Raw genomic sequence first — 26,655 nt, forward strand, 5'->3', positions numbered from 1 at the left:
TTGCGCGGCTGCTCGGCATTTGGCGCTATCATGATGACCTTGAACCAGACCACGAGATTGTTAATAGATGTCAGAACCCAAAGGCGTGAACGGCTACCTGATCACCAAGCGAGCAGACGGCTGGCACCTGATCAACTTCCACGGCGACAGCGTCGCGGGCGTTTTCGAGACCGAGAGCATGGCGATTGCCGTAGCCGAAGTGTTTGTGGATGAAGCGGGCCACGCGTCGAGCAAACGACCGAAGACCAAGTAAGCCTACAGGCCTACGCAAAAAGCCCCCGATTTAAGGGGCTTTTTTTGTGTTTATCTGTACCTAGATGGCAGTTAGCTATAATCTGCCGAAAACGCCCCACGACAGTGTCAGCGCCCTTCCCACACCCTCGACGACGAACACTCATGAACAAACTTCTGGCACTGACTGCGGTACTGGCGCTTGCCGGCTGCACCACCACTTCTGATGTCTACCTAAAAAACGGCGAGCAAGGCCTGACCATCGACTGCTCCGGCGAAGCCAACTCTTGGGCCAGCTGCTACGAAAAAGCCGACGCCTCCTGCGCAGGCACCGGCTATCGCATCGTCGGCACAGAGGGCACGCCATCCTTGAAGGAAAGCGACAAGACCTTGGGCCAGGACGTCGGCAATTTTAAAAACCGCAGTGTGGTGGTGGTCTGCAAGTAACTGCAGGCTACAAGTGGATCTCGGCAAACTTGATGCCCAGCTCCCTTAGGATCTCGGTCAGCTCATCAAGGCTGGCAAAGGATTCGACCTCATCCTGATCATCGACCAGGAAATAACTGCGCCCCCCGCTTTTCTTGAAGAACACGATCCATTCGCCAAGGTCGGCAGGATTCTGGATGACATGGGTCGCCGAGATTTGCCCCTCGGCATGCCGGGCTTGGACGTGTTCACGCTTCATATCTGATTTTTCCACAACGGCATCAGCCAGAAATGCATTCTTCCCCGGCCTTCTTTACGTCGCCCGGGCGGATCGGCACGTTGGACATGCTCTCGTACAGCTTGATGCTGCTACCACTGGAACGCTCGTCAATTTCGAAAATCGCCGAAGGATCGGCCGAGAACTTCTGTGGAACGATCACCTGCACGCCACCGTCCTTATGCGGTTCGATCTGGGGCGGCCGGCGGGTAGTAGATAGTTTCCGAACCACACACGCGGCGTATTCCTGGGGTTTCTTCCCGGAAATGACCGCCAGCGTCGGTGGGGTCTGCTTGATATCTGCAACCGAAGCACACCCACCTATCGCCAAGGCCAGAACCAACACACTCCACTTCATACAAAATCTCCACTTAAAGACCCTACGACAGCCGGGATGGTAATTTTCTCCCGCCCACGTAGGATTTATCCCTGATTACTCGGTAAATAACTGTTTTAAATTGTCGACGACGTTGAAGACAGGCCGATAATAAACGCGCTGGGGCTGATAAACTCCATCTTAACCTACGTATCGTTCTGATTTTTCAGAAAAAGCCCTTCTGGAGACACCCTCATGAAATTCATTCACCAGCGCGAGCACCTCAATGAGGGAGATATCGTCGTCATCGAATGCTCGCAGACTTGCAATATCCGCCTGATGAGCGATGCGAATTTTCGCAGCTTTAAAAATGGCGGCCGTCACACTTACCACGGCGGCGCGTTCGACAAGTTTCCCGCCAAGATCACTGCTCCCAGCACCGGATTTTGGAACATTACCCTGGATGTAGTGACCCGCCGCGCCATCAGCGTTACGCGCAAAGCCGCGCTGTCCCACAAGATTCGCATTGTACGTCGCACCAGCACCAAGCTGAGCTGATTCGAACACGCCACAGGAAATCACCGTGACCACCACCAAATACGTAATCAAGTACAAACTCAACGGCGAACGCCGCTTTGAGTTCGCCCAACTGACGACCAACAGCGTGGAAGAGGCCTTGCAGGCTTTGGCGAAAATCCATGATGCCAGTGATGTGATCACCGACATCAACGTGAGCAAGGCGCTGTAAGAACATGCCCGGCCCCACAGCCGACCTTTTCGCCGATGACGCCTTGCAACAACCCGCAGGGCGCGAGCAAATTGGTGAACAGTCCTACGTATTACGGGGCTTCGCCCTGCCGTGGATTGAGCGGCTTCTGCCCGAGTTGCGGCGCGTGCTGGCTCAATCCCCGTTTCGGCAAATGGTCACCCCTGGTGGTTTCACCATGTCCGCGGCGCTGAGCAGTTGCGGCGCCCTGGGTTGGACCACCGACACCAGCGGTTACCGCTACAGCCCGCTGGACCCGCGCAGTCAACAACCGTGGCCGGCACTGCCCGATGTTTTGCGACAACTTGCCGTCCTGGCGGCGGCAGACGCCGGGTTTATCGACTTCGCGCCCGACGCTTGCCTGATCAACCGCTACGTACCAGGCGCCAAAATGTCGCTGCATCAAGACAAGAATGAACGTCAGTACAGCGCGCCCGTGGTGTCGGTTTCGCTGGGGTTACCGGCGATTTTCCTTTTTGGTGGACACCAGCGCAGTGACAAAACCCAAAAGGTCTCGCTGTTCCATGGCGACGTGGTTGTCTGGGGCGGCGTTGACCGCCTGCGTTTCCATGGTGTGATGCCGATCAAGGAAGGCGTGCACCCGATCATGGGCCCGCAACGCATCAACCTGACTTTTCGCACCGCTGGCTAATTTGAGCGCAAGCTTCGGAGTGCCTGACCGGCGCGGCACGGCTAATCTGGCCGGGATCCGTCAAGAGTGCCGAACATGACTACCGAACAAGATCCGCGCTGGGCGGCGATACTCGCCCGTGATTCCAAGGCCGACACGCTGTTCGTCTACGGTGTGAAAACCACCGGCGTGTATTGCCGTCCCAGCAGCGTCTCGCGCTTGCCGCGCCCGGAAAATATCGAATTCTTCGACACACCCGCGCAGGCCGAAGCAGCCGGTTATCGTCCCAGCAAACGCGCCGCCGGTGATCAGACTCAACGGGCCGCGCAAGACGCACAACGGGTGGCCGACGCCTGCCGCCATATCGAGCAGGCAGAAATCCCACCCAACCTCAACACCCTCGCCACCCTCGCCGGGCTGAGCCCTTTCCATTTCCATCGGATCTTCAAAGCCGTCACCGGCTTGACGCCGAAGGGCTACGCCAGCGCACATCGCTCACAAAAAGTGCGCAACGGACTCAAGGCAAAACAGACGGTGACCAATGCCTTGTACGACGCTGGCTTCAACTCTAATAGCCGCTTTTATGAATCAGCCGACCAGTTGCTGGGGATGAAACCCAGTGACTACAAGGCCGGCGGCACCAACAGTGCAATCCTGTTTGCTGTCGGAGAATGTTCACTGGGTTCGATTCTGGTGGCCCAGAGCAGCCGCGGGGTGTGCGCGATCCTGCTAGGGGATGAGCCGGACCAACTGGTGCGTGACCTGCAAGACCAGTTTCCCAACGCTGACCTGGTGGGAGCCGACCACAACTTCGAACAGCTGATCGCACACGTCGTAGGTTTCATCGAGGCACCCGCCCTCGGGCTGGATTTGCCGTTGGACCTGCGCGGCACCGCATTCCAGCAACGGGTCTGGCAGGCGTTGCGCGATATACCGGTAGGCGACACCGCGAGCTATGGGCAAATTGCCGAGCGCATTGGCGCGCCCAAGTCGTTCCGGGCTGTAGCCCAGGCCTGCGGCGCTAACTGTTTGGCGGTCGCGATTCCGTGTCACCGCGTGGTACGGAGCAATGGTGATCTTTCCGGCTATCGCTGGGGCGTTGAGCGCAAGCAGCAATTGCTCGACCGTGAACGCGACCACTAAACCCGCACGAAAACGCAACGTCGTCCAGTGAATAAAACGGACTGGCCGCACAGCGGATGCCCTGCTAAAACAGCGAAAAGTCCGACGATCGCTGGAGACGCACCCCATGAGCAACTGGCCAGACACGCGCATTCTCGACCTATTGGGCATCGACCTGCCCATCATTCAGGCGCCCATGGCCGGTGCCACTACCGCTGCAATGGTCATTGCGGCCTGCCAAGCCGGTGCACTCGGCTCAATGCCTGCGGCGACACTGAGTATCGAGCAACTGCGCGAGGCGCTGACCACTATTCGCCACGCCAACGCCCGCCCTATCAACGTCAACTTCTTCTGCCACCAGCCGCCCGAAGCAGATGAAGCGCGGGATCGCCGCTGGAAGGCGTTGCTGGAGCCTTACTACCGTGAATTGGGCGCTGACTTTGAAGCGCCTCCCCCTGTCAGTGACCGCGCCCCGTTCAACGACGCTGCCTGCCGGGTAGTGGAAGAATTCCGACCCGAAGTCGTCAGTTTCCACTTCGGCCTGCCGGAAACATCCTTGTTGGACCGGGTAAAAGCCACCGGCGCCCGGGTGTTGTCGTCGGCCACCACAGTGGAAGAGGCCGTTTGGCTTGAACAGCACGGTTGCGACGCAATTATCGCCATGGGCAGCGAGGCCGGCGGGCATAGAGGATTATTCCTCAGTGATGACCTCAACACGCAGATAGGTCTGTTCGCCCTCTTACCCCAGATCGTCGACGCCGTGAAGGTGCCAGTGATTGCCGCCGGTGGTGTTGGCGATGCACGGGGTATTGTCGCGGCGTTTGCCTTGGGGGCGAGCGCGGTACAAATCGGCACAGCGTATTTATTCACGCCTGAAGCGACGGTCAGCGCGTCCCATCACCGCGCACTGCGTCACGCACAGGCCAGCGAAACTGCGCTGACCAACCTGTTCACCGGCCGTCCGGCGCGAGGCATCGTCAACCGGGTGATGCGTGAACTGGGTGCAATCAACCCGGCAGCACCCGCGTTTCCGCGTGCTGGCGGCGCTTTGATGCCCCTCAAGGCCAAGGATGAAGCGGGTTTCAGCAACCTGTGGTCAGGCCAGGCACTGCGCCTTGGCAAAGACATGACGACCTACGACCTGACCCGCGAACTGGCCGAACAAACGCTGGCCAAACTTAAATAGCCCAGAAATAGGTGGCAACTTTGCGCTGTACCGGGGATGGTTAACCGCTATATATTCCAATACATAGCGGTTAGCCCTTCTCCCTAGAACAAGCCGTACATCCCAAGGAGCTGCTTCATGATGATTCACGCCTCACGCCTTGCCTTGCTGGTCGCTGCATTCTCTTTCGGCTCCGCCCACGCTGATGAGGTGCAAGTGGCCGTCGCCGCCAACTTCACCGCGCCGATCCAGGCTATTGCCGCCGACTTCGAAAAAGACACCGGCCACAAGCTGGTTGCTGCCTACGGCGCGACCGGGCAGTTCTACACCCAGATCAAGAACGGTGCCCCGTTTGAAGTGTTCCTCAGCGCCGACGACACCACCCCGCAAAAACTCGAAAGCGAAGGCGACACCGTCAAAGGCACGCGCTTCACCTACGCCGTGGGCACCCTCGCGCTGTGGTCGGCCAAAGACGGCTATGTGGACGCCAAGGGTGAAGTCCTGAAGAAAAACGACTTCAAGCACCTGTCCATCGCCAACCCGAAAGCCGCACCTTACGGCCTGGCCGCGACCCAAGTACTGGCGAAAGAAGGCCTGACCGAGAAGGTCAAGGACAAGCTCGTCGAAGGCCAGAACATCACCCAGGCATTCCAGTTCGTGTCCACCGGCAACGCAGAGCTGGGTTTTGTCGCCTTGTCGCAGATCTATAAAGACGGCAAAGTCACCAGCGGTTCGGCGTGGATTGTCCCCGCAGCCATGCACGACCCGATCAAACAAGACGCGGTGATCCTCAACAAAGGCAAAGACAGCGCCGCTGCCAAAGCGCTGGTCGAGTACCTCAAAGGGCCGAAAGCCGCTGCCGTCATTAAGTCCTACGGTTACGAGCTGGCCAAATAAATGCCCCTATCGAGTGCCGATTTTTCCGCTATCTGGTTGACCATCAAACTGGCGTCACTGACCACCGTGATCCTGCTGGTCATCGGCACTCCAATTGCCCTGTGGCTGTCGCGCACCCGCTCCTGGTGGCGCGGTCCCATCGGCGCGATAGTGGCCCTGCCGCTGGTGTTGCCACCCACGGTAATCGGCTTTTACCTGCTGCTGACCATGGGCCCCCATGGCTACTTCGGCCAGTTCACCCAATGGCTCGGCCTGGGCACCCTCACCTTCAGTTTCGCCGGGCTCGTCATTGGTTCGGTGATCTATTCCATGCCGTTCGTGGTGCAGCCGTTGCAAAACGCCTTCTCCGCCATCGGCACTCGCCCATTGGAAGTGGCCGCGACCTTGCGCGCCAATCCATGGGATACATTCTTTACGGTCATCCTGCCCCTGGCGCGCCCGGGGTTTATCACTGCCTCGATCCTCGGATTTGCCCACACTGTCGGTGAGTTTGGCGTGGTGCTGATGATCGGCGGCAATATCCCGGACAAGACCCGCGTGGTCTCGGTGCAGATCTACGACCATGTTGAAGCCATGGAATACGCCCAGGCCCATTGGCTGGCCGGCGCCATGGTGGTGTTCGCGTTCCTCGTGTTGCTGGCGCTCTACTCCAGCCGTAAAACCAAGATGGGCTGGAGCTGATGTCGATGATTGATGTACGCCTGCAACTCAACTATTCCGGCTTTGCCCTGGAGGTGGACCTCCATCTTCCAGGGCGTGGTGTCACCGCGCTGTACGGGCATTCCGGCTCCGGCAAGACCACCTGCCTGCGCTGCATCGCCGGGCTGGAGCGCGCCGCCGACGGTTTTATCCAGGTCAACAATGACGTCTGGCAAGACAGCCGCAGCGGGTTGTTCGTACCGCCTCATAAGCGCGCGCTGGGTTATGTGTTTCAGGAGGCCAGCCTGTTCCCGCATTTGTCGGTGCGGGCCAACCTGGAGTTTGGTCTCAAACGCATTCCCCGCCAGCAGCGCCGGGTGGACATGGCCCAGGCCACGGAGCTGTTGGGGATCGGTCACCTACTTGAGCGAAACCCCCAGCACTTGTCCGGCGGTGAACGCCAGCGCATCGGCATCGCCCGCGCCTTGCTCACCAGCCCGAAACTGCTGTTGATGGATGAACCGTTGGCCGCCCTCGACAGCCAGCGAAAAAATGAAATCCTGCCTTACCTGGAACGCCTACACGACGAACTGGACATCCCGGTGCTGTACGTCAGCCATGCCCAGGATGAAGTCGCGCGCCTGGCCGACCACATCGTGCTGCTCAGTGACGGCAAGGCGTTGGCCAGCGGCCCGATCGGCGAAACCCTGGCGCGGCTCGACCTGCCGTTGGCGCGGGGCGACGATGCCGGCGTGGTGATCAACGGCACCGTCAGTGCCTATGACGCGGACTATCAGTTGCTGACGCTGCATCTGCCCGACAGCGCCCTGTCCATGCGCGTGGCCCATGCACCGCTGGCCGTGGGCAAAGCGCTGCGGGTCAAGGTGCAGGCGCGAGACGTCAGCCTCAGCCTGCAAGGATCGGAACCGAGCAGCATCCTCAACCGCTTGCCGGTAACGGTCATCCAGGAAATACCCGCAGACAACAGCGCCCACGTACTTGTACGCCTGGAAGCCGAGGGCACGCCCCTGCTGGCGCGCATCACCCGCTTCTCCCGCGACCAGTTGCACCTGCATCCTGGCCAGACGCTGTGGGCACAAATCAAGGCAGTCGCGGTACTGGCGTAACCATTTGGCACGACCGCAAAACGCTGTGGTCAATCAGACATACCGGCCTGATTTGTTGCCAAGGAACCCGCTATGCCTGACTCCGCGATCCCCGCCGACCTGCCCCGCGACCTGCATTACGTTGACGACACCCAGCCCGGCATTCGCCGCAAACATGTGCGCGGCAAGTTCCAGTATTTCAATGCCAAGGCTGAGCGCATCACAGACAAGGACGAAATCAAACGTCTGAACGCCCTCGCCGTCCCGCCCGCCTACACCGACGTGTGGATCTGCGCCGACCCGCGTGGCCATCTGCAAGCCACCGGACGCGACGCCCGTGGACGCAAGCAATACCGCTACCACCCACGCTGGCGCGAAGTGCGCGACACCGACAAATACTCACGCCTGCAAGCGTTCGGTAGCGCACTGCCCAAGCTGCGCAAGCAGCTGGAAGCGCAACTGGCCGAACCCGGTTTTACCCGAGAAAAAGTGCTGGCCACGGTTGTGATGCTGCTGGACGCCACCTTGATCCGAGTCGGCAATACCCAGTACGCACGCGACAACAAGTCCTACGGTTTGACCACGCTGCGTAACCGCCATGTGGACGTCAAGGGCAGCGAGATTCAGTTCCAGTTTCGCGGCAAAAGCGGCGTGGAGCATCAGGTCAGCGTCAAGGATCGACGCTTGGCGAATGTGGTCAAGCGCTGCATGGAATTGCCCGGGCAGGATCTGTTTCAGTATCTGGACGAAGACGGCGAGCGGCGCACCGTCAGTTCCCATGATGTAAATGCGTACCTGCACAGCCTCACCGGCGCCGACTTCACCGCCAAGGACTATCGCACCTGGGCCGGCACCGCCATGGCGCTCGCCGTGTTGCGTGAGTTGGAGTGGCAGCCCGAATCCGACGCCAAACGGCATGTGGTGGCCATGGTCAAGGACGTGGCCCGGCAGTTGGGCAATACACCGGCAGTGTGCCGCAAGTGCTATATCCATCCGGCAGTGCTGGAGCATTTCAGCCTGGGCGAACTGCACACCTTACCCAAGCCTCGGGTGCGCAAAGGGCTCAAGGCTGAGGAAGTCGCACTGGCCATGTTCCTTGAACAGCTCGCCAAGGCGAGTTAGGCTCTGTCTCCTTTCTGCCCCATGGGATGACCGCCGACGTGAACCACTAAGCCTTCCAGAATGTACCTGCAACGAGCCGCCTGGCGTGCTTGTTGGCCTGTTCGACATTGCTTTGGAGGTGCTGATGACTCACGTCAACCGGCTGCCCGCGTTGGTTTCCCTGCAACACCTATCTTTCCAATTCGCCAACGGCGAAACCCTGCTGGAAGACCTCACGCTGTCCATCGACCTTACGCCCACCGGGATTGTGGGGCGCAATGGCCGGGGCAAAAGTGTTCTCGCCAAGCTGATCGCCGGGTTGCTTTCACCCTCCTCCGGCGCGCTGGATCGCCCGCCAAACGTGGCATATGTGCCACAGGCGGTTGTCGTCGAACCGGGGGATACCGTCGCCCAACTCACGGGAATCGCAGACGCCTTGGCGGCGTTGGAGCGCATGGCCCAAGGCACCGCCAGCGTGGAAGATCTGGCATTGATCAATGAACGCTGGGACCTCGCCGACCGCTTACGCAGCGCTTTGGATACAGCGGGGTTGTCACAGCTGAGTGCCAGCACGCCTGCCGAGCAACTCAGCGGTGGCCAACTGGCGCGGGTTGTGGTGATCGGTGCGCTGTTGTCTGCGCCGCAGTTGCTGGTGCTTGATGAGCCCACCAACCACCTCGACAGCGCAGGCCGCTCGTGGCTGCTGCGGGTTCTGGCTGATTGGCGTGGCGGCCTGGTGGTGGTCAGCCATGATCGGCAGTTGCTCAATAGCCTGGGGCGCATCATCGAGCTGTCGCCCCTCGGCGTGCGGGTGTATGGCGGTAATTACGATGCCTATCGCGTGCAACGAGACAACCAACAGCAGGCCGCTGTCGCCGCATTGGAGCACGCACGCCTGGAGCGCAGCCGCGAACGCAAGCGCCTGCAAAAGGACCACGACAGCCTGCAACGCAACGCAGCCCACTCCCGCAAGCAGGCGCAAGTCGCCAACATTGACCGTTTCACCAAGGCACGCTGGAAAGGCGCAGCCACACAAATCGTCAGCACCGTACGCAGCGCCCATCGGCACCGCAAAGAAGATCTGGACAGCCACGTGCGCCAGGCTTACGAGCGGGTGCAGGATGAGTCAACAACGTTGCTCGCATTACCGGCGTCGACGGTGCCCAGCGGGCGCACAGTCGCGACCTTAATCGATGCCCAACTGCCGTGGCTGCCCGCGAGGTGCGTCAACATGCACCTCACAGGCCCGGTACGTGTCGCGGTGCATGGGCCGAACGGTTGCGGCAAGTCCACGCTGCTCAAGCTGTTGGCTGGCCAATGGCAAGCGGTCACGGGGCAATGCCGCGTGCACGTGCCCAGTGCCTACATTGATCAGCATCTCACCCTGCTGGACAACCAGCGCTCGATCATCGAACAGCTCAACCTGCTCGGTACGCCGCTGACCGAAGCCGAGTTGCGTGCGCGCCTGGCCTTGCTGCAACTGGACGCCCTGCGCGTGACACAACCCGCGGTGCAACTCAGCGGCGGCGAACGTTTGAAAGCCGCGATGGCGATTGCCCTGTGGCGCCACGTGCCCGCGCAACTGTTGCTGCTCGACGAGCCTACCAATCACTTGGACCTGGAATCGGTGAGGGCTTTTGAGCAGGCGCTGCAAGGGTTTAGCGGAGCGATGGTGGTGGTGTCTCATGATGAGGCGTTTGTGCAGGCGATCGGGCCGACGCACCGCTTGAACTGGACGCAGGAGGGCTGGCGCCTGGAAGCTGTCTGAGGTCATTGCATGCGTGGTCAAAGCGCCCTACCGTAGTGGCCGGATAATCTCACCGTGGAGCCCGGTCCTATGCTGCCTTCGTCCCGAAAGCCTTACGTCAATGCTGCACTTGCCCATCGACAGCGTTGGCGCGGCCGGGTCGGCATGATGCTGGTGGCCAGTCTTTCGGTGCTGGCGGGCATGACCGACGCCATCGGTTTTATGGCCAGCGGCGACTTCGTTTCGTTCATGAGCGGCAACACTACGCGCCTTGCGGTGGCAATCAGTGCCGGGGACTTGGGGCTGACGGCGCGATTGTTATTGCTGGTCGCCACCTTCGTGGTCGGCAACGCATTGGGCGTAGTAGTGAGTCGTTTTGGCAAGCGGCATGCACTACCTTTGCTGCTGTGTATTGCTGCGTTGTTGTGCGCAGGCGCGCTGTGGCCGTCAGACGATACCTTGCCCGCGTTGCTGGCAGCCATCATTGCAATGGGCATGCTTAATGCGGCCGTCGAAGAGGTCAACGGTTTGCCCGTAGGCCTTACCTACGTCACGGGTGCGTTGTCTCGTTTTGGCCGTGGCCTGGGGCGTTGGATGCTGGGCGAGCGTCGCAATGGCTGGCGGGTGCAGTTGATCCCGTGGGGCGGGATGTTTGTGGGGGCCGTGATCGGCGCGTTGCTGGAGCAGCAGATGGGCCTGAAGGCGTTGCTGGTCAGCGCTGTGTTGGCTGGGGTGTTGGGGGTGGTGTCACTGAAGATCCCTCGTCGCTGGCACTTGGGTTTCATGCCGCGATAAGGGGAAAAGATGCTCGCCCGACAATTTGGCCTCGACGTCCTTGTACTGGTAAAGAGCCATCAAGCCGGGCGAGCAGTGAGAATGATAAGCGAATGTCCGGCGGCTGTCCCGCCGGGCGTTTCCTAAACAGACTAAGGCAAGGGACTACAGACAAGTCGCCAGCGCGGCCAAACGACGCTTGGCGGGCATCTCATCCTCGGCGGCGTAGTATTTGACGGACGATCCGGCACCCGCGCTTTGCACGTCGACGAAGTAATCGCCACCGGTGGTGTAGACGGTGAAACCACCCGCCCCGTTCGGCTCTTTGAAGCCGCCGGCATCGACGCCAAACACGCTTTCATCCTGCCAGCCAAACTGGATGCACTCGGCAACCACCAGGGTGGCCTTGTCCGATGCCAGAGTCTTGTAGGGGGCTCCCGAACGGGCTTCGTTCATCTTCGAACCTGCGCAGCCGGTCAGTGCTGCCAATACCAATGCGCCCATTACCACCTTGTACATGCCATCGCCTCCATTAAAAAAGCGCGACTGTAGCATTGCCGCGCAGCTGACTGACGCCTGGATGAACTTTGTTTCACTGTGACGCAGGAGCGTGCCATCTATAGTGGCTTGGCTCATTTTTAGAAGTCTCCCTTCTGCCCGCCCTCCCGCGGGCTTTTTTTTGCCTTCGCGTCAGAGCCACCAACGGAACAGATAGAACAACGCCATGCTCAGCAGCACCGTGAGCAGCACATTGCGCGTCCAGAACATCAACGCGACCGCACTGATACCCGCCAGCAAATAGGGGTTGGCCGGGCTCAGGTTGAGCTGATGGTCAGCGAGAAAAATAATTGGCCCGCAAATCGCTGTCAGCATCCCCGGCACGGCAAACCCGAGAAACTCCCGCGCCCCACGGTTGAGGCGCACCGGCAGGCGCGGTTCGATAAACAGGTAGCGGTTGAGAAATACCACCAGGCCCATGGCCACAATCATCAGGTAAATCATCGCTGCCCTACTCCCAATCGCTTGCAGACAAACCCTGCGCTCATGCCCAGCACGCCGGACACCACCACCGCTGACTCCCAGTGCAGGAAACTCAGCCACACCGAACACAGCAGTGACACCGCCACGCAGACCACGGTCGGCACATCCCGCACAACGGGAGTGATCAGAGCGATAAACGTCGCGGCAATAGAAAATTCCAGGCCCAGTTGATCAAGACCGGGAATGCTTTTGCCCAACACGATACCGGCCAGGGCGAACAGGTTCCAGGCGATATAAAACGTCAGGCCGACGCCCAAGGCATACCAGCGATTGAAGGTCTGGCGATCATAGTGGCTGACCAGTGCGAAGAACTCATCGGTCAGTAGAAACCCCAGGCTCATGCGCCAACGGCTATTAAGTGCCGACAACGTGGGGCGCATATGCATGCCGTACAGCAAATGCTGGGACGTCAGCAGCAAGGTGGTCAGCACGATGGAAATCAGGCTGGCGCCACTCTTGACCATCCCGATGGCAACCAGTTGCGCAGCACCGGCGAACACAATGGCGGAAAGGCCTTGGGCCTGCAGCGGGGTGAATTGCGCATCGATGGCCATGGAGCCGGCCAGCAGCCCCCAAGGGGCACACGCCAGGGACAGGGGAATAACGGCGATGGCGCCGCGAGCGAAGGCGTAATGAGGTAAGGCAGTAGGCATGGAGACGGCTCATCGACAGACAGTCGACAAGCATGCCAGCGTAATCAGGGAGTTGTCTTGAACGATCTTGCTCAAGCGAGCTTTACAGAGACCTGCTCCACCGAGTCGCGAGCTTCACGCAATTCGTAGGCGTCCTGGTTCAGACGATGAATCGTATTGAGCAAGCGTTGACGCAGCACTTCATCGCCGAGCTTTTCGACGGCGCGCATCAGGTCAAACGCCGCGGTTTCGTTATTTTCCGCGACGGAATCCAGGGTCTTGCGCAGGTTACGAGTGGCACGGGTCACGCGGGGTCTTCCTTCTTCAGCAATGGGCGGGCACTTTAGGACATTCGTGTTTCATTTTAATTTCAATCACTTGTGGTTGATTTGTCGGTGTTTGATCCACGTCAATTGAAACAAGGTTTGGCTGAAATATCGGGAAATACGTATATTCCCTAACCCCCTTCATACAACCCGCCATGGTTGCAGACCACAACGGGCCAGCACCTGCCGCTGAGCCACCGGAGCGTTAATTCATGCTTGTCGCCGTTGCTATTTTTATCGCCACCATCGTCCTGGTTATCTGGCAGCCCAAGGGGCTTGGCGTCGGCTGGAGCGCCACCTTGGGCGCGATCCTGGCCCTCGCCTGCGGCGCGGTCAGCCTTTCGGACATCCCCGTGGTATGGCACATCATCTGGAACGCCACCGGCACGTTTGTCGCGCTGATCATCATCAGCCTGCTGCTGGATGAAGCCGGTTTCTTCGCCTGGACCGCGCTGCATGTGGCGCGTTGGGGCCGTGGACGCGGCCGTCGCTTGTTTGCCTATATGGTGCTGCTCGGTGCGCTGGTGTCGGCGCTGTTCGCCAATGACGGCGCGGCACTGATCCTTACTCCGATTGTCATGTCGATGCTGCTGGCCCTGCGTTTCTCGCCGGCGGCGACCCTGGCGTTCGTCATGGGTGCAGGCTTTATCGCCGACACTGCAAGCCTGCCGCTCGTGGTATCGAACCTGGTGAACATCGTCTCGGCGGACTACTTCAAGATCGGCTTCAACGAATATGCGGCGGTGATGGTTCCGGTCAACTTTGTCAGCGTCGCGGCCACGCTGGCGGTGTTGCTGTGGTTCTTCCGCCGCGACATCCCGCAAACCTACGACCCCGCCGACCTAGCCGACCCCGCCAGTGCCGTCCACGACCGTGCCACCTTCCGCGCTGGCTGGTGGGTGCTGGGCATCCTGCTGATCGGCTGTTTCGCGCTTGAGCCACTGGGCATTCCCATCAGTGCGATTTCCGCCGTATGTGCCGTGCTCTTACTGGTCATCGCCGCCAAGGGCCATAAGATCTCCACGCGCAAAGTGCTGAAGGAAGCGCCGTGGCAGATCGTGATCTTTTCCTTGGGCATGTACCTGGTGGTCTACGGCCTGCGTAATGCTGGCCTCACGGATTACCTCGCCACCTGGCTCGACACCTTCGCCGAGTACGGCGTGTGGGGCGCGGCCATGGGCACCGGTGTGCTGACGGCCTTGCTGTCGTCAGTCATGAACAACCTGCCCACAGTGCTGATCGGCGCGTTGTCCATTGAGCACAGCCATGCCGTGGGCGTGGTTAAGGATGCGATGATCTACGCCAACGTCATCGGCAGCGACCTGGGCCCGAAAATCACCCCCATCGGCAGCTTGGCCACATTGCTGTGGTTGCATATCCTGGCGCGCAAAGGCATCACCATCACTTGGGGTTACTACTTCAAGGTCGGGATTGTGCTGACCTTGCCGGTGCTGCTGGTCACCCTCGCCGCCCTCGCCCTGCGTCTGAGTATCTGACGGAGAATGCCGATGAAAGCCCTGCAACACGCCTGGCTTGGCAACTACGAAGTCAGCAGCACGGTTTGCACCGGCTTGACGTTCGCTCGCCATAGCCACGACGAGTGTGTGATCGGCGTGAACCTGGTGGGCGAGGAGAAAGTCTGGCTGGACCGCAGGGAATTCGACGCGGGGCCGGGCAGCATTACGCTGTACAACCCAGGGCAGATTCAAGGCGGCGGTGCGGCGGATGGCGCGCCCTGGCAGTTCGTCAGCCTCTACGTCACGGCGGATCAATTGGCCGCGGACTTGGGCTTGGCGCACCTGGAGTTTGATCGCCCGTTATGTTTTCAACCGCTGCTCGCGCAACGCCTGGCGGCGGCGGTGAAAGGCGCATTGAGCGTCGACGCCTTGGTTCGCGAGCTGAACGAAGACGCCTTGGTGTCGCTGCTGGGAGAGGTGGTCGCGATCAGCGGCGTGCGTCTGCCCAGCACCCCTGCCACGGCTAACCCCATGGTCAGCCGCGCCCAGGAGTTGCTGGCGGCGCACCTGCATCAATCGCTGCCGTTGGACCACCTCGGCGATGAGTTGGGGCTGTCCAAGTTCCACCTGCTGCGCGCCTTTCAGAAAGCCACCGGGCTAAGTCCTCGACAGTGGGCCATGCAACTGCGCACCCGTCGCGCCAAGGGTTTGTTGCGCATGGGCGCGCCAGCCTCGGACGTCGCCCATGACCTCGGGTTTGCCGACCAGAGCCACCTCAATCGGCATTTTCGCGCGGCTTACGGCATGACCCCGGGTCGTTACCAGAGCGTCGTGAAACGTTGAACTGCGCAATCTGGTTCAAGACACCCTCCAACCTGCGTCTCACACTGCCCCCATCAATTGAAGGAACGCGGGCATGTTGACGATCTTTTTCTACGCGCTGGTATTCGGTTTTGTGTTTTGCCTCTCCCCTGGCGCCGTGCTGGCGGAGACCTTACGGCGCGGCTTGCTCCATGGCTTTACTCCCGCGCTGATGGTGCAGATCGGCTCACTGGTCGGTGACGCCGTCTGGGCCGTGATCGGCCTGACCGGCATTGCCCTGCTGATCCAGCACGACGCCGTGCGTGTGCCGCTGACCATTGTCTGCGCGCTGTACCTGGCGTGGCTCGGCGTGCGTAGCCTGATCGACGCTTGGCGGTTGCCTGAAGCCGGCAGCGCACCGGCCAGCTCCGGGCAGAATGCCTTGGCGGTGGGCGCGGCGATCTCGTTGGCCAATCCGAAGAACATTGTTTACTGGGGGGCATTGGGCAGTGCCTTGTCTGGCATTGTCGGCGCCACGCCCAGCCATGGGCAAACCTTGATGTTTTTTGCAGGCTTCATGCTGGCATCGGTGTTGTCCTGCTTTCTGATCGCGGCGCTGGTTAACCTGTTACGCAAAAACGCTTCGCCCCTGTGGCAACGCATCAGTTATGGCGCCTGCGGGCTGGTATTGATATATCTGGCGATTCTCGCCGCGCACGGTATATGAAGTTATATAGCCAACAACTTCCGACGCGTTCTGTCTGAATGAAGTCTGAACACTGGTCAGTTTAATTAATCATGCGTTGACATTTTGTAACTGTCTGAGTAGATTGCCCCTGCCCGCAACTGGGGCCTTTTTTAAACCTCACAAAAGAAGCCAATGGACACAGTATCTAGTCGCTGTCCGAGCACCGCATTTGCGGGCGTCGGGCGCCAAACCCAGAATATGACAGGACTCGTCTCCCCGGTCCGGTAAGCTGCGCTAGAGCTTGATGCTCCACCGTAACTGCCTCACCGGATGCCCGTCCGGTCCCGAGGTGTGTTATGACCTTCCAACTCCTTGTTTTACCCGATGTACGCACGCTGGCCGCTGCCCTGCGCGCCAAGCCAGGCCGAGCACCCGCAGGCTTTTGCCCTGCCCGGTCGACCTTTGTTGCACCCTCCCCTCAAGTGCATCCAGCCCGACCGCTGGCGCACTGGCGTATCTGCCCGCAAAGCGGCCAATTGATGCAGCACTGGGAACATGCCGACCCTCAAGACCCGCAGAGACCGAAGGTTTCCAGCCTGGCTCACGCTGGCTTGATGCTCGGTCTGTATGTGAGCGCTCGCGCCGCCTGACCTGGCTGAAAACAGCAACTTTCTTATTAATTCCCTGGAGTTCTTTATGAACGCATCCAGTCGTAGCCCGCTGCACGTTAGTTAACTAACGCGCTGTTGGCGGGCCTTATAGAAGTTATGTGAACACTTTAATAAAACCGATCGCGAAGTCCGCGGCTCGGCATGCTTTTGCTCGCCTGTATTCAGGTAAGTACCGGGTATGTTTTGTCGAGAATTGGCGACAGGAGTACAAACAATGAGCGCCGTAAAAAACACGCCACTGAGCAAGAAAAAGAGCACCTGCGAAGGCACCAAACTGTCGATGCGTGCCGCCCGCGAAGCCCAAAACGGCCTGCAAGCCACCCTGGCCAACGTACGCGCCACCCAGGATGGCCTGACCGAATTGGACGCCTCTGCACGTCTGCAACGGGAAGGCGCTAACGAAGTCGCCCATGACAAGCCGCCGCACGCCCTCATCCAGTTCCTGCACGCACTGAACAACCCGTTCATCTACGTGCTGCTGACCCTGGGCGCCATCAGCTTCTTTACCGATTGCTGGCTGCCGATGCAGGAAGGCGAAGACGCTGACCCGACCAAAGTCATCATCATCATGACCATGGTCCTGCTCAGCAGCCTATTGCGCTTCTGGCAGGAGCACCGCTCGGCAAAATCCGCCGAGGCCTTGAAAGCCATGGTGCGCACCACCGCCACCGTACTGCGCCGTGAGCAAGTGGGCAGCCAACCGACCCTGCGCGAAGTACCGATGCGCGAGCTGGTGGCGGGCGATATCGTGCAACTGTCGGCCGGGGACATGATCCCCGCCGACATCCGCCTGATCGAATCCCGAGACCTGTTTATCAGCCAGGCCGTGCTCACCGGCGAAGCCTTGCCGGTGGAGAAGTACGACACCCTGGGCGACGTTACGCAAAAAACCGCCGGACCGGTGATCGCCGACCAAGGCAACCTGCTGGACCTGCCCAATATCTGCTTTATGGGCACCAACGTGGTCAGCGGCCGGGCCACGGCCGTGGTGGTGGCCACTGGACCGCGCACCTACTTTGGCTCCCTGGCCAAGGCGATTGTCGGCTCGCGAGTGCAGACCGCGTTCGACCGTGGGGTCAACAGTGTCAGTTGGCTGCTGATCCGCTTCATGCTGGTGATGGTGCCCATCGTGTTCTTCCTCAACGGTTTCTCCAAGGGTGACTGGGGCGATGCCTTCCTGTTTGCGCTGGCGGTTGCCGTGGGCCTCACCCCGGAAATGCTGCCGATGATCGTCAGCGCCAACCTGGCCAAGGGCGCCACGGCCATGGCCAAGCGCAAAGTGGTGGTCAAGCGCCTCAACGCGATCCAAAACTTCGGCTCCATGGACGTGTTGTGCACCGACAAGACCGGCACCCTGACCCAGGACAGAATCATCCTCGAACATCACGTCAACGCCTTTGGCCAGCGTGATGATGCCGTGCTGTCCCTGGCCTGGCTCAACAGCTACCACCAGAGCGGCATGAAGAACCTGATGGACCAGGCGGTGGTGCAGTTTTCGCAACAGAACCCGACATTCCAAGTGCCGTTTGCCTACAGCAAGGTCGATGAGTTGCCCTTCGACTTTGTACGCCGCCGCCTGTCCATCGTGGTCAGGGACGCGGCCGGCGACCATCTGCTGGTGTGCAAAGGCGCCGTGGAAGAGATGCTGGGTATTTCCACCCATGTAATGGACGCTGGCGCCGCGGTGCCGTTGGATGAGCGCCGTCGCGAGCAACTGCTGTCAATTGCCAACGATTACAACGAAGACGGCTTTCGCGTGCTGGTGGTGGCGACTCGCACGATCCCCAAGGCGTTGGCACGCCAGCAGTACACCACCGTCGATGAGCGCAACCTGGTGATCCACGGTTTTCTGACCTTCCTCGATCCACCGAAGGAAACCGCCGGCCCTGCGATTGCCGCACTGCAACAGATCGGCGTGGCGGTCAAAGTGCTGACCGGCGACAACGCGGTCGTCACCAGCAAGATCTGCCGTCAGGTCGGCCTTGAGCCCGGCCAACCGCTGCTGGGCGTTGAAATCGAATTGATGGACGACGTCACCCTGGCGCGCCGAGTAGAGGAACGCACGGTATTCGCCAAACTCACGCCGTTGCAGAAATCCCGTGTGCTCAAGGCCCTGCAAGCCAACGGCCATACGGTGGGCTTCCTCGGGGACGGCATCAACGATGCCCCTGCGCTGCGCGATGCCGACGTGGGCATCTCGGTGGACAGTGGCACCGACATCGCCAAGGAGTCGGCGGACATCATCCTGCTGGAAAAAAGCCTGATGGTGCTGGAGGAAGGCGTGCTCAAGGGCCGCGAAACCTTCGGCAATATCATGAAGTACCTGAACATGACCGCCAGCTCCAATTTCGGCAACGTGTTCTCAGTGCTGGTGGCCAGTGCGTTTATCCCGTTCATGCCGATGCTGGCGATCCACTTGCTGCTGCAAAACCTGATGTATGACATCTCCCAGCTGGCGTTGCCGTGGGACAAGATGGACAAGGAATACCTGGCCAAGCCACGCAAGTGGGACGCGAAAAACATCGGCCGTTTCATGCTGTGGATCGGGCCGACCTCGTCGATTTTCGACATCACTACCTTTGCGCTGATGTGGTACGTGTTTGCCGCCAACAGCGTCGAGATGCAGACGCTGTTCCAGTCCGGCTGGTTTATCGAAGGACTGCTGTCGCAAACCCTGGTGGTGCATATGCTGCGCACCCGCAAGATCCCCTTCTTCCAGAGCACGGCCGCATGGCCGGTGCTGATGATGACCTGCTTGGTGATCGTACTGGGGATCTACGTGCCGTTCTCGCCCCTGGGCACCCTGGTGGGCTTGCAGCCACTGCCACTGGCTTACTTCCCATGGCTGGTGGGCACCTTGCTCAGCTACTGCTGCGTGGCCCAACTGATGAAAACGATCTACATCCGCCGCTTCAAGCAGTGGTACTGATCACCCCTGCCGTTTAAACGGTGGCGGCCGCTGGGCCGCCACCGTGTCTTACAAGGAATCGGACTATGCGCATCTTGATCTGTGCAGGTCGTCATTACGCCGACACCAAAAAGTCTCGCCAGGTGCTGGACGCCTACCATCGCCTGCGCCCGGTGCAAGTACTGATCCACGGCGGCAACCAGTTTCTCGGCAGCGATATCGAAGAATGGGCCCGTGAAATCGGTATCGACGTGGTGCGTTACCCACCCAATTGGCAACGCCACGGCAAGCAGGCAGAACGCCAACGCAACCACTTCATGCTGACCGACAGCCACCCCGACGTGGTCATCGCCTTGCCGGGCGGTGAGGACACATCGGAGCTGGTCTGCCAGGCCCGAGCCAGCGGCATTTCGGTGCTTACCGTAGAAAACTGAACCCAAGCGAGGTGCGTCATGCACAACCCACACACCCCAAAGCGCCCTGACGGGTTTGCCAAATACCGCGCGCGTCACCGCCGCGATGTGCGCCACAGCCTGCTGCTGTTGCCGCCGGCCAAACGCCGTGCGCTGCGGCGCAATCTGATCTTTATCGGCCTGGCCCTGAGCGTTGTTTTGCTTATCGCCGTCGTGTCGAAGGCCAATGCGGCAGGCGCTGCCTACGCTGGGCTTTTAAGCTGCTGCTCAAGTTGCAGCTGCATTTGAGGATCAATGCTCAGCGTAGCCGCCAGCTCATCCAGATAATTGCGCTCTGCGTCCTGCTGATCATCCACCAGCATCACACTGGCCAGGTACACCTCGGCCGCTATCGCCGGGTCATGTGCGAATTCGGCAAAATCCGCAGCATCCAAGGGCTTGGCGACTTCGGCGTCGAGCCACTGCTGCAGTTGCGGGTCGTCGGTGTGCTTGCCCAGTTCAGTGGAGATCATTTGCTGCTCTGCGTCATCGATCCGACCGTCGGCCTTCGCCGCGGCAATCAAGGCACGCAACACTGCATGGCTGTGGGCCTCGGCTTCGAGGCCACCCAGCTGGTCGACTGTCTGAAAGGACGACTGCGGTTTGGAGGCCTGCTGACTCTGCCATGCCTGATACGCCTTGAACGCCATCATCCCCAACGACGCCAACGCCGCGTAATTCATCCCGCCGGAGCGCCCCTGTGCAGAACGTGTCGCCGCCCCGCCACCGAGCATGCCGCCGAGGCCGCCTAACAATCCACCCAGACCGCCACCGGCCGAAGCATTGCCGGTGCTGGTACCCTTGAGCAAACCGCCGAGCAGCCCGCCCAGGCCGCCGCCCGCAGCGCCACCGCCGGACTGCCCGGCGCGCAGCAGTTGTTCGAGTAGGTCACTTGTGTTCATGGTGTCACCCTTGCGCGCGTAGAATTGGCGTTCAACAACCATAGTCCGCCGCTGCCGAAACTCCATGACCGCCGAGCGGGCGCGTATTCAAGCAGGGAAACCCGTGAACCGAATCGAGCAGATTGCGCTGATGGCGACCTACAACCAGTGGATGAATCGCAAAGTCTATGACGCCGCCGCCAGGCTTTCGGATGCGCAATTACGCACGGACCGTCATGCTTTTTTCGGCTCGATACTCGGCACACTCAACCACCTGGCGCAGGGAGACACGGTCTGGCTCAAACGCTTCGCCCAGCACCCGGCAGGCTTTACAGCGCTGGCCCCACTGGAAGCCATTGCCATGCCCGTCGACCTCAAGCATCTGGCCTTTGCCGACCTTAGCGCGCTGGCTGCCCGTCGTACCTGGCTGGACCAACTGATCATCGATTGGACCAAGACCCTGCGCGAGCCTGATCTCGACCTGCGCTTGCATTACCACAACATGCGTGGCGCCGCCGCCGACAAGCCCTTTTCCAGCCTGCTATTGCACTTTTTCAATCATCAGACCCACCACCGGGGCCAGGCGACCACCTTGCTGACCCAGGCCGGAGTGGATGTCGGCGACACGGACCTGCTGGCACTGATCGACTGACGGCAGCGCGCTGCTGAGCAGGCTAGAGCCATAAACGAACGCCTAGGCAACTGTGAGGTCGTAATGACAGGTGCCGGGATCTTTCTGCGCCCGCCCTCTTCGCACCCGTCGTGGGTTTACCGATGGGTGCACCCCATAAGAAGGAGACGCTTACATGGTCATTCACTTCAAGGTCGCCGGGCATCTGGCTTGCGGCCACCACGGTACCAACCTCCCCTCCAGCGCTGAGCTGAACCGGGTCAAGTGCCGTACCTGCCGCAACACTGAGGCCTACAAGGAAGCCCGCCGCACCCAACGCAATGCCGCTCGGCGTGCTTCGCGCAAAGCCAAGTCCCCCACCGCCACTGACTGGCGCAGCGCCTGGACCCAACGTCTCACCGACCTGCCAGGGTTGCAGCGTTTGCCCAGAGGGTTCAGCGGCCAGCCTTTCGTATAGGCCTGCACACGCAAGCCCCGGCTAAACCGGGGCTTGTTTGCGATCGCTCTGCCTTTCTGCTGAAGATTCATGATGCCCATCTGTGATTCTTGTGTTCGGGTAGCAGAAACCTACTGGACTCTCTTTTAAAACCCCTGTAGCCCACTGATCTTTCGAGCTTTTTCATCTTGCTCGATGCCCAACAAAGGTGCGTTACGGCCTTGCGCATACGCGCCTTGATCTATATATTCCCAACCCTGCTACACCGCGCTACCGCCCGAATGGCGAAACTGGTAGACGCATGGGACTTAAAATCCCCCGCTCGTAAGGGCGTCCCGGTTCGATTCCGGGTTCGGGCACCATAGATATCAAGGGCTTGCATGATTAACGTCATGCAGGCCCTTATCTTTTGCGCTCCGCAATTTTTGACACTGCTTCGCAACTCCCTTCCCTGGCGTTCCGCCGACGCAAATCAAATCGGCATACTTCACCGACTACTTCGCTGTTCTCATGACTGCATAGCAAAAAAGCCCAGCAATCGCGCTGGGCTCAGATAGGGAAACTCAGTAAAAAATATGTGCCGTGCTACTTAACCCTTGCAAAACTTCTGTGGCGACTCCGTACCTGCGAGGGGATCCCGCCACCACCAGCATGGCGATAGACGAAGAAACCGAAGCAACCAAGTCTCTGCCCTAGCCAGGTCCGCCCATACACTCTGCGGTGCTGGAAAGCATTGCTCCCGCCTGCTGCACCAGCTTTCTCCACTCATCGCTGGTGATGAGTTCGGCAAGCTCCATGGCGTCAGCCCGCCGCAACAATCCAAAATACTTAACCTCTGCGTCCGTTTGACTTACGGCCTGTGTAAACAGGTCGCGCCAGGCTGTCATGGCTAGTCTTCGCTGTGCCTCTCTCATCGAGGGCCCCTAATGGTGAGATGAGTCAGTATGTATTAGGTTGCCGGGCGCGTTCGGCGTGATCTCGTTATTGCCGACCAATGGCGGCCATAAGCCATTAATCGCGAGGTTTTGGCTCAGTCACGGGAAGATTCGACTGAAAGTAGTGGGTCCGTTCGCACTGATCGTTGGCGTTTGCTGGACGATCTTCGCGCTGAGCTTCTTGTATCTGCCCTTCGGAGCGCCATCTATTGAGTCGGGAATCCTGACGATTACAACTTCCCCAGGTATTACATAGAGCTGGCTACGTGCGTTGCTTTCTGCTTTTGCGACATCCTTTTCACCTTGCATTTACAGGACAGGGTGCTAAATCACCCTACTCCTTTGAAGAATTCCCTTTAGGCCCGCCCACAAGCGGGCTTTTTTTTGCCCGTTAGAAAGGCGCCAGATCCTCTTCGGGCTCAAGCTCGGCCTCCAAACCGCGACTGCCGTACGCGCACAACAATCTGACTACCCGCAACGAACCTTCCTACAACGCGAATTGTCGAAATGTGGCTTTGGTCACCCGTCTGCGCGCCCACCTATCAGGGAGAACCCAGCAGCCATCACCGGCTAATAGTCGGCGTGGTACCGGTTTTCTCGTGCCCGCTAGATAAAAGCCAACTATTCACGCGACATCTCAAGAGGCAAAGGAATCGTGCCCGAACAAAAAATGCATGCCTGCAACACAATTGATGAGTCCTTGGGAAATGCAAAATTGCCCGTAGAGCGGCTAGAGTCTTTAACATTTCTGCGCTTTGTTGCAGCCATCGTAGTGGTTCTTTTCCATTACGGAAAAGAAACGCAAATTTACGCAAGCTTGCCAACGATACTGAATTGCGGGCCGATCATGGTCACTTTCTTTTTCGTACTGTCAGGCTTTGTGCTCGCCCTATCGAATACAAAAAAGAACATTCCAACCTCACAATTCTATGTAAACAGAGCCGCCAGGATATTGCCCATTTATCTAATAGCGCTACTGGCTTACATGGCAATAACAAGCAGCTCACTAAACGGCAAATTTTTTATATCCGCCGCCCTTATTCAAGCGTGGCTCCCAAAATACGCAACGACTTTAAATTACCCTGGCTGGTCTGTTTCAGTTGAGATGTTTTTCTATTTGATTTGCCCCTTGCTGATTTTTGTCAGCAATATAAAAAAACACGTACGCCTCAAGGTGTGGCTGGCGTCTTCGCTACTCCTTTGGGTTTTCAGCCAAGTCGTGCTCAGCTACTACAGCCGTACAGACCCCTATGGCAATACCAGTCCGCGCCTGCACTCGCTGATCAATTATTTTCCACCGTCACACCTGTGCAGCTTTGTCCTTGGGTTCACTGCCGGGCTCATATTCAAAGCAGGCGTATTGCGCAACGTCGTCGGGGAGAAGACTGCGCTCGTTCTCAGCATCGTGTTGTTCGCCATTATCGGCAAGATAATTGATTACGGCCCAAGAATAGATGACGCCATCGGCGCGCACTTAGCGTACGGAAGTAGTTTCACAGCTATCCTGTTTGCCCCAGCGATTTACTTTTGCGCCATAGCAAACAACTTACTAAAAAAAGCCCCCTTCATACCCGTGCTTGTCATACTCGGAGAATCCAGCTATTCGCTTTACATACTGCAAGCGCCGGCTCACCTTGCTTTCCAAATGCTGCCGACTCAGTTTCTTTTTGAATCCAGTACGATTAATTTTTCAGTCTTTGTCATCTTTTTAATTTCGCAGTCCATCGCTTCATACTTCCTGATTGAAAAAACCCTTTCAAAAACGATCAAAGTTTTTTATGCAAAACGCATGAAGCGTTCACCCGTTAAAACTGAAGCCGTAGCCTGAGAATATCGCCTCGCCGTTCTCCCGTGCTCACGCGACGACAGATTGAACACTGACCGTATTTGCATCATGCAAGCGTGGGCTTGGCTCTTGAGGCGCCGTTTACACGGCGTAAAGCAACCGCGCACCTGTTCCAAACGCACGCACACGGTGCGTCGTTTCTACCCAGGTGACATTTTTCGGAGCGTGACCAGCGTCGTCATACACACTGGTTTCCTTTAAAATCATAAACATAGCGTTTATGGCCTGAAGCTTGCTTTTAAGCTATCGCCGCGCCATGCGGCACTCGTTTCCCCCATCCTCTCAGGGTGGGCGACCCAGCCTCAACGATGCGGCTGGTGTCTCCAAGTGAAGCGAATCACATATCCAGCCGACAGCGCCGTCGGTATGTGAAATCAGGCCCTCCTTCCCCGCCTGCATTTCTTCCCAGACCTTCTTTCCTTCATTGCAAACCGTCATGCCCGGCGCTTTTCCTGGCGTGCTTCGGGCTGCAGTGGATAGGGAGTCCGGGTTTCAGGAGTCTTCCGAATGGCTATGAATCGTCGTGCTTTCCTGCGTGCATCTGCGATTTCCGCGGCTGCTGTGTCCACGTTGAGCCTCAAGAGTTTCTCGGCGTTTGCTGCCGACGACGCGATCAATATCGCCTCGCTGTATGACAACTCCGGCGGCCTCGACATCTACGGCAAACCCATCGTCGATGCGCTGACCTTCGCTGTCGAAGAACTCAACAGCGCCGGCGGCTTGCTCGGCCGCCCGCTCAACCTGATCAAGTACGACACTCAGTCGAACATGCAGCTTTACGCGCAATACGCCCAACAGGCCGCGCTCAAGGATCGCGCGGCGGTGGTGCACGCCGGTATCACGTCGGCGTCGCGGGAAGTGGTGCGTCCGGTGCTGGACCGCTACAAGACCCTGTATTTCTACAACAACCAATACGAAGGCGGCGTATGTGACCGCAACTTCTTCGGCACCGGTGTCACACCCGGCCAGACCGTGGAGAAGCTGGTGTCCCATGTCACCAAGAAGTGGGGCAAGAAGGTCTACATCGTCGCGGCGGACTACAACTACGGGCAGATCGTCACCGCCTGGGTCAAGAAGTACGTCGAGCAAGCGGGCGGCGAAAGCGTCGGCATCGAGTTCTTCCCACTGGACGTGACCAACTTCGGCGCGACGATCTCGAAGATCCAGGAAGCCAAGCCGGACTTCGTCTGGTCGGCGCTGGTGGGCGGCGCGCACATGTCGTTCTATCGCCAGTGGAAAGCCGCAGGCATGACCGGCAAGCTGCCGATTGCCTCCACCACCTTCGCCGGCGGTAACGAGCACATCGTGCTGTCGCCGGAAGAATGCAACGGCATCCTGATCTGCCAGAACTATGTGCAGGAACTGGCCACGTCGCAGAACCAGGCGTTCGTCGAGCGCTTCCATAAGCGCTTCGGCGCGGACTATCCGTACATCACCGAACTGGCCATGGGCGCTTACCAGGGCATGATGCTGTGGGCCGAAGGCGTGCGCCAGGCAGGTACGGTGGAGCGCATGGCCGTGACCCAGGCCCTGGAAAAAGGCATCAGCCTGGACCTGCCCAGCGGCAAGGTCAGCATCGACCCGGCGACCCACCACTGTGTGCTCGACGTGCACATCGCCGAAGTCCGCGACCGCCGCCTGGAGGTGGTCGAAAGCTTCGCCCAGCAAGCGCCGTCCGACACCGCCGCGGTGTGCGACCTGGTGAAGAACCCGCGCGACGCCAAACAATACAGCATCGCGCTGTAAGGAGGC

At 59.3% G+C, this 26,655-nt stretch carries 30 protein-coding genes, 1 tRNA gene and 1 pseudogene; 25 read left to right on the top strand and 7 right to left on the bottom strand.

From position 1 onward, the window contains the following. The first annotated feature begins 67 nt into the window (after positions 1-67). On the top strand, positions 68-253 hold the full coding sequence (locus G9Q84_RS13095; protein ID WP_003191311.1) for a hypothetical protein: 186 nt from the start codon (positions 68-70) through the stop codon (positions 251-253). Positions 254-396: 143 nt separating this feature from the next. Beyond that, the gene (locus G9Q84_RS13100; protein ID WP_032885705.1) at positions 397-678 is read left to right on the top strand and encodes a hypothetical protein; all 282 of its coding nucleotides are present in this window, start codon (positions 397-399) and stop codon (positions 676-678) included. 7 nt (positions 679-685) lie between these two features. On the opposite strand, the gene G9Q84_RS13105 is transcribed toward G9Q84_RS13100, so the two are convergent. Together G9Q84_RS13105 and G9Q84_RS13110 are read right to left on the bottom strand one after the other, a co-directional pair. After that, complete coding sequence (locus tag G9Q84_RS13105) at positions 686-916, bottom strand: hypothetical protein (RefSeq protein ID WP_032885706.1); 231 nt, start codon at positions 914-916, stop codon at positions 686-688. 22 nt (positions 917-938) lie between these two features. Beyond that, entirely contained in the window at positions 939-1,292 is a 354-nt protein-coding gene (locus tag G9Q84_RS13110; protein WP_032885707.1) for a hypothetical protein, read from the bottom strand. A 213-nt stretch (positions 1,293-1,505) separates the two neighbouring features. On the opposite strand from G9Q84_RS13110, the gene G9Q84_RS13115 reads away from it, so the two are divergent. The 11 genes from G9Q84_RS13115 to G9Q84_RS13165 all read left to right on the top strand — a co-directional run bounded on the left by G9Q84_RS13115 (position 1,506) and on the right by G9Q84_RS13165 (position 11,219). Beyond that, positions 1,506-1,808, top strand: coding sequence for a DUF1883 domain-containing protein (locus G9Q84_RS13115; RefSeq protein WP_181643480.1), 303 nt, complete (start codon positions 1,506-1,508; stop codon positions 1,806-1,808). Between the two features lie 25 nt (positions 1,809-1,833). Further along, a complete protein-coding gene (locus G9Q84_RS13120) occupies positions 1,834-1,998 on the top strand; it encodes a hypothetical protein (RefSeq protein WP_095184721.1) in 165 nt (54 codons plus the stop codon). Positions 1,999-2,002: 4 nt separating this feature from the next. Continuing rightward, the gene (alkB, locus tag G9Q84_RS13125) at positions 2,003-2,668 is read left to right on the top strand and encodes a DNA oxidative demethylase AlkB (RefSeq protein ID WP_122765182.1); all 666 of its coding nucleotides are present in this window, start codon (positions 2,003-2,005) and stop codon (positions 2,666-2,668) included. Between the two features lie 75 nt (positions 2,669-2,743). Further along, positions 2,744-3,790: a bifunctional DNA-binding transcriptional regulator/O6-methylguanine-DNA methyltransferase Ada gene (gene ada / locus G9Q84_RS13130; protein ID WP_181643481.1), complete on the top strand. Its 1,047-nt coding sequence runs from the start codon at positions 2,744-2,746 to the stop codon at positions 3,788-3,790. Between the two features lie 106 nt (positions 3,791-3,896). Continuing rightward, positions 3,897-4,955: an NAD(P)H-dependent flavin oxidoreductase gene (locus G9Q84_RS13135; protein WP_181643482.1), complete on the top strand. Its 1,059-nt coding sequence runs from the start codon at positions 3,897-3,899 to the stop codon at positions 4,953-4,955. Positions 4,956-5,072: 117 nt separating this feature from the next. Beyond that, positions 5,073-5,831, top strand: a complete 759-nt coding sequence (gene modA / locus G9Q84_RS13140; protein ID WP_095184717.1) for a molybdate ABC transporter substrate-binding protein — start codon at positions 5,073-5,075, stop codon at positions 5,829-5,831. Continuing rightward, a complete protein-coding gene (gene modB, locus G9Q84_RS13145) occupies positions 5,832-6,512 on the top strand; it encodes a molybdate ABC transporter permease subunit (RefSeq protein ID WP_032885713.1) in 681 nt (226 codons plus the stop codon). A gap of 5 nt (positions 6,513-6,517) precedes the next feature. Then, positions 6,518-7,597 (top strand): molybdenum ABC transporter ATP-binding protein, encoded by a 1,080-nt coding sequence (gene modC / locus G9Q84_RS13150; protein ID WP_122757660.1) that lies wholly within the window; start codon positions 6,518-6,520, stop codon positions 7,595-7,597. Between the two features lie 72 nt (positions 7,598-7,669). Next, positions 7,670-8,698: a DNA topoisomerase IB gene (locus G9Q84_RS13155; RefSeq protein WP_032885714.1), complete on the top strand. Its 1,029-nt coding sequence runs from the start codon at positions 7,670-7,672 to the stop codon at positions 8,696-8,698. 124 nt (positions 8,699-8,822) lie between these two features. Continuing rightward, positions 8,823-10,445: an ABC-F family ATP-binding cassette domain-containing protein gene (locus G9Q84_RS13160; RefSeq protein WP_181643483.1), complete on the top strand. Its 1,623-nt coding sequence runs from the start codon at positions 8,823-8,825 to the stop codon at positions 10,443-10,445. Between the two features lie 69 nt (positions 10,446-10,514). Then, positions 10,515-11,219: a YoaK family protein gene (locus tag G9Q84_RS13165; RefSeq protein WP_032885715.1), complete on the top strand. Its 705-nt coding sequence runs from the start codon at positions 10,515-10,517 to the stop codon at positions 11,217-11,219. 144 nt (positions 11,220-11,363) lie between these two features. Here the strand turns inward: G9Q84_RS13165 and G9Q84_RS13170 are convergent, their stop codons facing one another. The 4 genes from G9Q84_RS13170 to G9Q84_RS13185 form a co-directional block, all read right to left on the bottom strand. Continuing rightward, complete coding sequence (locus G9Q84_RS13170; protein ID WP_032885716.1) at positions 11,364-11,717, bottom strand: hypothetical protein; 354 nt, start codon at positions 11,715-11,717, stop codon at positions 11,364-11,366. Positions 11,718-11,888: 171 nt separating this feature from the next. Beyond that, positions 11,889-12,200, bottom strand: a complete 312-nt coding sequence (locus G9Q84_RS13175) for an AzlD domain-containing protein (protein WP_032885717.1) — start codon at positions 12,198-12,200, stop codon at positions 11,889-11,891. Next, positions 12,197-12,892 (bottom strand): AzlC family ABC transporter permease, encoded by a 696-nt coding sequence (locus tag G9Q84_RS13180; protein ID WP_181643484.1) that lies wholly within the window; start codon positions 12,890-12,892, stop codon positions 12,197-12,199. Before G9Q84_RS13180 ends, G9Q84_RS13175 begins: the two co-directional genes overlap by 4 nt. A 71-nt stretch (positions 12,893-12,963) precedes the next feature. Beyond that, the gene (locus G9Q84_RS13185; protein WP_003191339.1) at positions 12,964-13,179 is read right to left on the bottom strand and encodes a hypothetical protein; all 216 of its coding nucleotides are present in this window, start codon (positions 13,177-13,179) and stop codon (positions 12,964-12,966) included. A 230-nt stretch (positions 13,180-13,409) separates the two neighbouring features. Here G9Q84_RS13185 and G9Q84_RS13190 point away from each other — a divergent pair, with 230 nt between their 5' ends. The 7 genes and pseudogenes from G9Q84_RS13190 to G9Q84_RS13220 form a co-directional block, all read left to right on the top strand. Beyond that, positions 13,410-14,693 (top strand): arsenic transporter, encoded by a 1,284-nt coding sequence (locus G9Q84_RS13190; protein WP_099602524.1) that lies wholly within the window; start codon positions 13,410-13,412, stop codon positions 14,691-14,693. 12 nt (positions 14,694-14,705) lie between these two features. Then, the gene (locus G9Q84_RS13195) at positions 14,706-15,497 is read left to right on the top strand and encodes an AraC family transcriptional regulator (RefSeq protein ID WP_181643485.1); all 792 of its coding nucleotides are present in this window, start codon (positions 14,706-14,708) and stop codon (positions 15,495-15,497) included. A gap of 73 nt (positions 15,498-15,570) precedes the next feature. Further along, on the top strand, positions 15,571-16,182 hold the full coding sequence (locus G9Q84_RS13200; RefSeq protein ID WP_181643486.1) for a LysE family transporter: 612 nt from the start codon (positions 15,571-15,573) through the stop codon (positions 16,180-16,182). 317 nt (positions 16,183-16,499) lie between these two features. Continuing rightward, positions 16,500-16,793, top strand: coding sequence for a hypothetical protein (locus tag G9Q84_RS13205; protein WP_081797647.1), 294 nt, complete (start codon positions 16,500-16,502; stop codon positions 16,791-16,793). 235 nt (positions 16,794-17,028) lie between these two features. After that, positions 17,029-19,743: a magnesium-translocating P-type ATPase gene (gene mgtA, locus G9Q84_RS13210; RefSeq protein ID WP_181643487.1), complete on the top strand. Its 2,715-nt coding sequence runs from the start codon at positions 17,029-17,031 to the stop codon at positions 19,741-19,743. Positions 19,744-19,808: 65 nt separating this feature from the next. Further along, entirely contained in the window at positions 19,809-20,156 is a 348-nt protein-coding gene (locus G9Q84_RS13215) for a DUF2493 domain-containing protein (RefSeq protein ID WP_095184707.1), read from the top strand. An 18-nt stretch (positions 20,157-20,174) separates the two neighbouring features. Continuing rightward, positions 20,175-20,414, top strand: a pseudogene (locus G9Q84_RS13220) (hypothetical protein); the annotation flags it as partial. On the opposite strand, the gene G9Q84_RS13225 reads toward G9Q84_RS13220, so the two are convergent. Next, the gene (locus G9Q84_RS13225) at positions 20,378-21,076 is read right to left on the bottom strand and encodes a tellurite resistance TerB family protein (RefSeq protein ID WP_181643488.1); all 699 of its coding nucleotides are present in this window, start codon (positions 21,074-21,076) and stop codon (positions 20,378-20,380) included. The pseudogene G9Q84_RS13220 and the gene G9Q84_RS13225 overlap by 37 nt on opposite strands. A gap of 103 nt (positions 21,077-21,179) precedes the next feature. On the opposite strand from G9Q84_RS13225, the gene G9Q84_RS13230 reads away from it, so the two are divergent. From G9Q84_RS13230 to G9Q84_RS13250, 5 genes are all read left to right on the top strand, one after another. Beyond that, complete coding sequence (locus tag G9Q84_RS13230) at positions 21,180-21,707, top strand: DinB family protein (protein ID WP_122765251.1); 528 nt, start codon at positions 21,180-21,182, stop codon at positions 21,705-21,707. A gap of 154 nt (positions 21,708-21,861) precedes the next feature. Further along, positions 21,862-22,143, top strand: a complete 282-nt coding sequence (locus tag G9Q84_RS13235) for a hypothetical protein (RefSeq protein WP_032885726.1) — start codon at positions 21,862-21,864, stop codon at positions 22,141-22,143. A 254-nt stretch (positions 22,144-22,397) separates the two neighbouring features. Further along, positions 22,398-22,484 (top strand) — tRNA-Leu (locus G9Q84_RS13240). 1,228 nt (positions 22,485-23,712) lie between these two features. Further along, entirely contained in the window at positions 23,713-24,885 is a 1,173-nt protein-coding gene (locus G9Q84_RS13245; RefSeq protein ID WP_181643489.1) for an acyltransferase family protein, read from the top strand. Positions 24,886-25,410: 525 nt separating this feature from the next. Continuing rightward, complete coding sequence (locus G9Q84_RS13250) at positions 25,411-26,649, top strand: urea ABC transporter substrate-binding protein (protein WP_099602532.1); 1,239 nt, start codon at positions 25,411-25,413, stop codon at positions 26,647-26,649. Positions 26,650-26,655 lie beyond the last annotated feature (6 nt).

The sequence above is a fragment of the Pseudomonas sivasensis genome (genome assembly GCF_013778505.1).
In the GTDB taxonomy this organism is placed as follows: domain Bacteria; phylum Pseudomonadota; class Gammaproteobacteria; order Pseudomonadales; family Pseudomonadaceae; genus Aquipseudomonas; species Aquipseudomonas sivasensis.

What these genes read in the sequence shown, in the direction of transcription:
- G9Q84_RS13200 (WP_181643486.1), top strand. Translation starts at nt 15,571, where the DNA reads ATGTTGACGATCTTTTTCTACGCGCTGGTATTCGGTTTTGTGTTTTGC.
- modB (WP_032885713.1), top strand. Translation starts at nt 5,832, where the DNA reads ATGCCCCTATCGAGTGCCGATTTTTCCGCTATCTGGTTGACCATCAAA.
- G9Q84_RS13190 (WP_099602524.1), top strand. Translation starts at nt 13,410, where the DNA reads ATGCTTGTCGCCGTTGCTATTTTTATCGCCACCATCGTCCTGGTTATC.
- G9Q84_RS13165 (WP_032885715.1), top strand. Translation starts at nt 10,515, where the DNA reads ATGCTGCCTTCGTCCCGAAAGCCTTACGTCAATGCTGCACTTGCCCAT.
- G9Q84_RS13235 (WP_032885726.1), top strand. Translation starts at nt 21,862, where the DNA reads ATGGTCATTCACTTCAAGGTCGCCGGGCATCTGGCTTGCGGCCACCAC.
- G9Q84_RS13180 (WP_181643484.1), bottom strand. Translation starts at nt 12,892, where the DNA reads ATGCCTACTGCCTTACCTCATTACGCCTTCGCTCGCGGCGCCATCGCC.
- G9Q84_RS13170 (WP_032885716.1), bottom strand. Translation starts at nt 11,717, where the DNA reads ATGTACAAGGTGGTAATGGGCGCATTGGTATTGGCAGCACTGACCGGC.
- G9Q84_RS13175 (WP_032885717.1), bottom strand. Translation starts at nt 12,200, where the DNA reads ATGATTTACCTGATGATTGTGGCCATGGGCCTGGTGGTATTTCTCAAC.
- G9Q84_RS13105 (WP_032885706.1), bottom strand. Translation starts at nt 916, where the DNA reads ATGAAGCGTGAACACGTCCAAGCCCGGCATGCCGAGGGGCAAATCTCG.
- G9Q84_RS13110 (WP_032885707.1), bottom strand. Translation starts at nt 1,292, where the DNA reads ATGAAGTGGAGTGTGTTGGTTCTGGCCTTGGCGATAGGTGGGTGTGCT.
- ada (WP_181643481.1), top strand. Translation starts at nt 2,744, where the DNA reads ATGACTACCGAACAAGATCCGCGCTGGGCGGCGATACTCGCCCGTGAT.
- G9Q84_RS13225 (WP_181643488.1), bottom strand. Translation starts at nt 21,076, where the DNA reads ATGAACACAAGTGACCTACTCGAACAACTGCTGCGCGCCGGGCAGTCC.
- G9Q84_RS13100 (WP_032885705.1), top strand. Translation starts at nt 397, where the DNA reads ATGAACAAACTTCTGGCACTGACTGCGGTACTGGCGCTTGCCGGCTGC.
- G9Q84_RS13115 (WP_181643480.1), top strand. Translation starts at nt 1,506, where the DNA reads ATGAAATTCATTCACCAGCGCGAGCACCTCAATGAGGGAGATATCGTC.
- G9Q84_RS13250 (WP_099602532.1), top strand. Translation starts at nt 25,411, where the DNA reads ATGGCTATGAATCGTCGTGCTTTCCTGCGTGCATCTGCGATTTCCGCG.
- G9Q84_RS13195 (WP_181643485.1), top strand. Translation starts at nt 14,706, where the DNA reads ATGAAAGCCCTGCAACACGCCTGGCTTGGCAACTACGAAGTCAGCAGC.
- mgtA (WP_181643487.1), top strand. Translation starts at nt 17,029, where the DNA reads ATGAGCGCCGTAAAAAACACGCCACTGAGCAAGAAAAAGAGCACCTGC.
- G9Q84_RS13215 (WP_095184707.1), top strand. Translation starts at nt 19,809, where the DNA reads ATGCGCATCTTGATCTGTGCAGGTCGTCATTACGCCGACACCAAAAAG.
- G9Q84_RS13155 (WP_032885714.1), top strand. Translation starts at nt 7,670, where the DNA reads ATGCCTGACTCCGCGATCCCCGCCGACCTGCCCCGCGACCTGCATTAC.
- G9Q84_RS13205 (WP_081797647.1), top strand. Translation starts at nt 16,500, where the DNA reads ATGACCTTCCAACTCCTTGTTTTACCCGATGTACGCACGCTGGCCGCT.
- modC (WP_122757660.1), top strand. Translation starts at nt 6,518, where the DNA reads ATGATTGATGTACGCCTGCAACTCAACTATTCCGGCTTTGCCCTGGAG.
- G9Q84_RS13135 (WP_181643482.1), top strand. Translation starts at nt 3,897, where the DNA reads ATGAGCAACTGGCCAGACACGCGCATTCTCGACCTATTGGGCATCGAC.
- G9Q84_RS13095 (WP_003191311.1), top strand. Translation starts at nt 68, where the DNA reads ATGTCAGAACCCAAAGGCGTGAACGGCTACCTGATCACCAAGCGAGCA.
- modA (WP_095184717.1), top strand. Translation starts at nt 5,073, where the DNA reads ATGATGATTCACGCCTCACGCCTTGCCTTGCTGGTCGCTGCATTCTCT.
- G9Q84_RS13160 (WP_181643483.1), top strand. Translation starts at nt 8,823, where the DNA reads ATGACTCACGTCAACCGGCTGCCCGCGTTGGTTTCCCTGCAACACCTA.
- alkB (WP_122765182.1), top strand. Translation starts at nt 2,003, where the DNA reads ATGCCCGGCCCCACAGCCGACCTTTTCGCCGATGACGCCTTGCAACAA.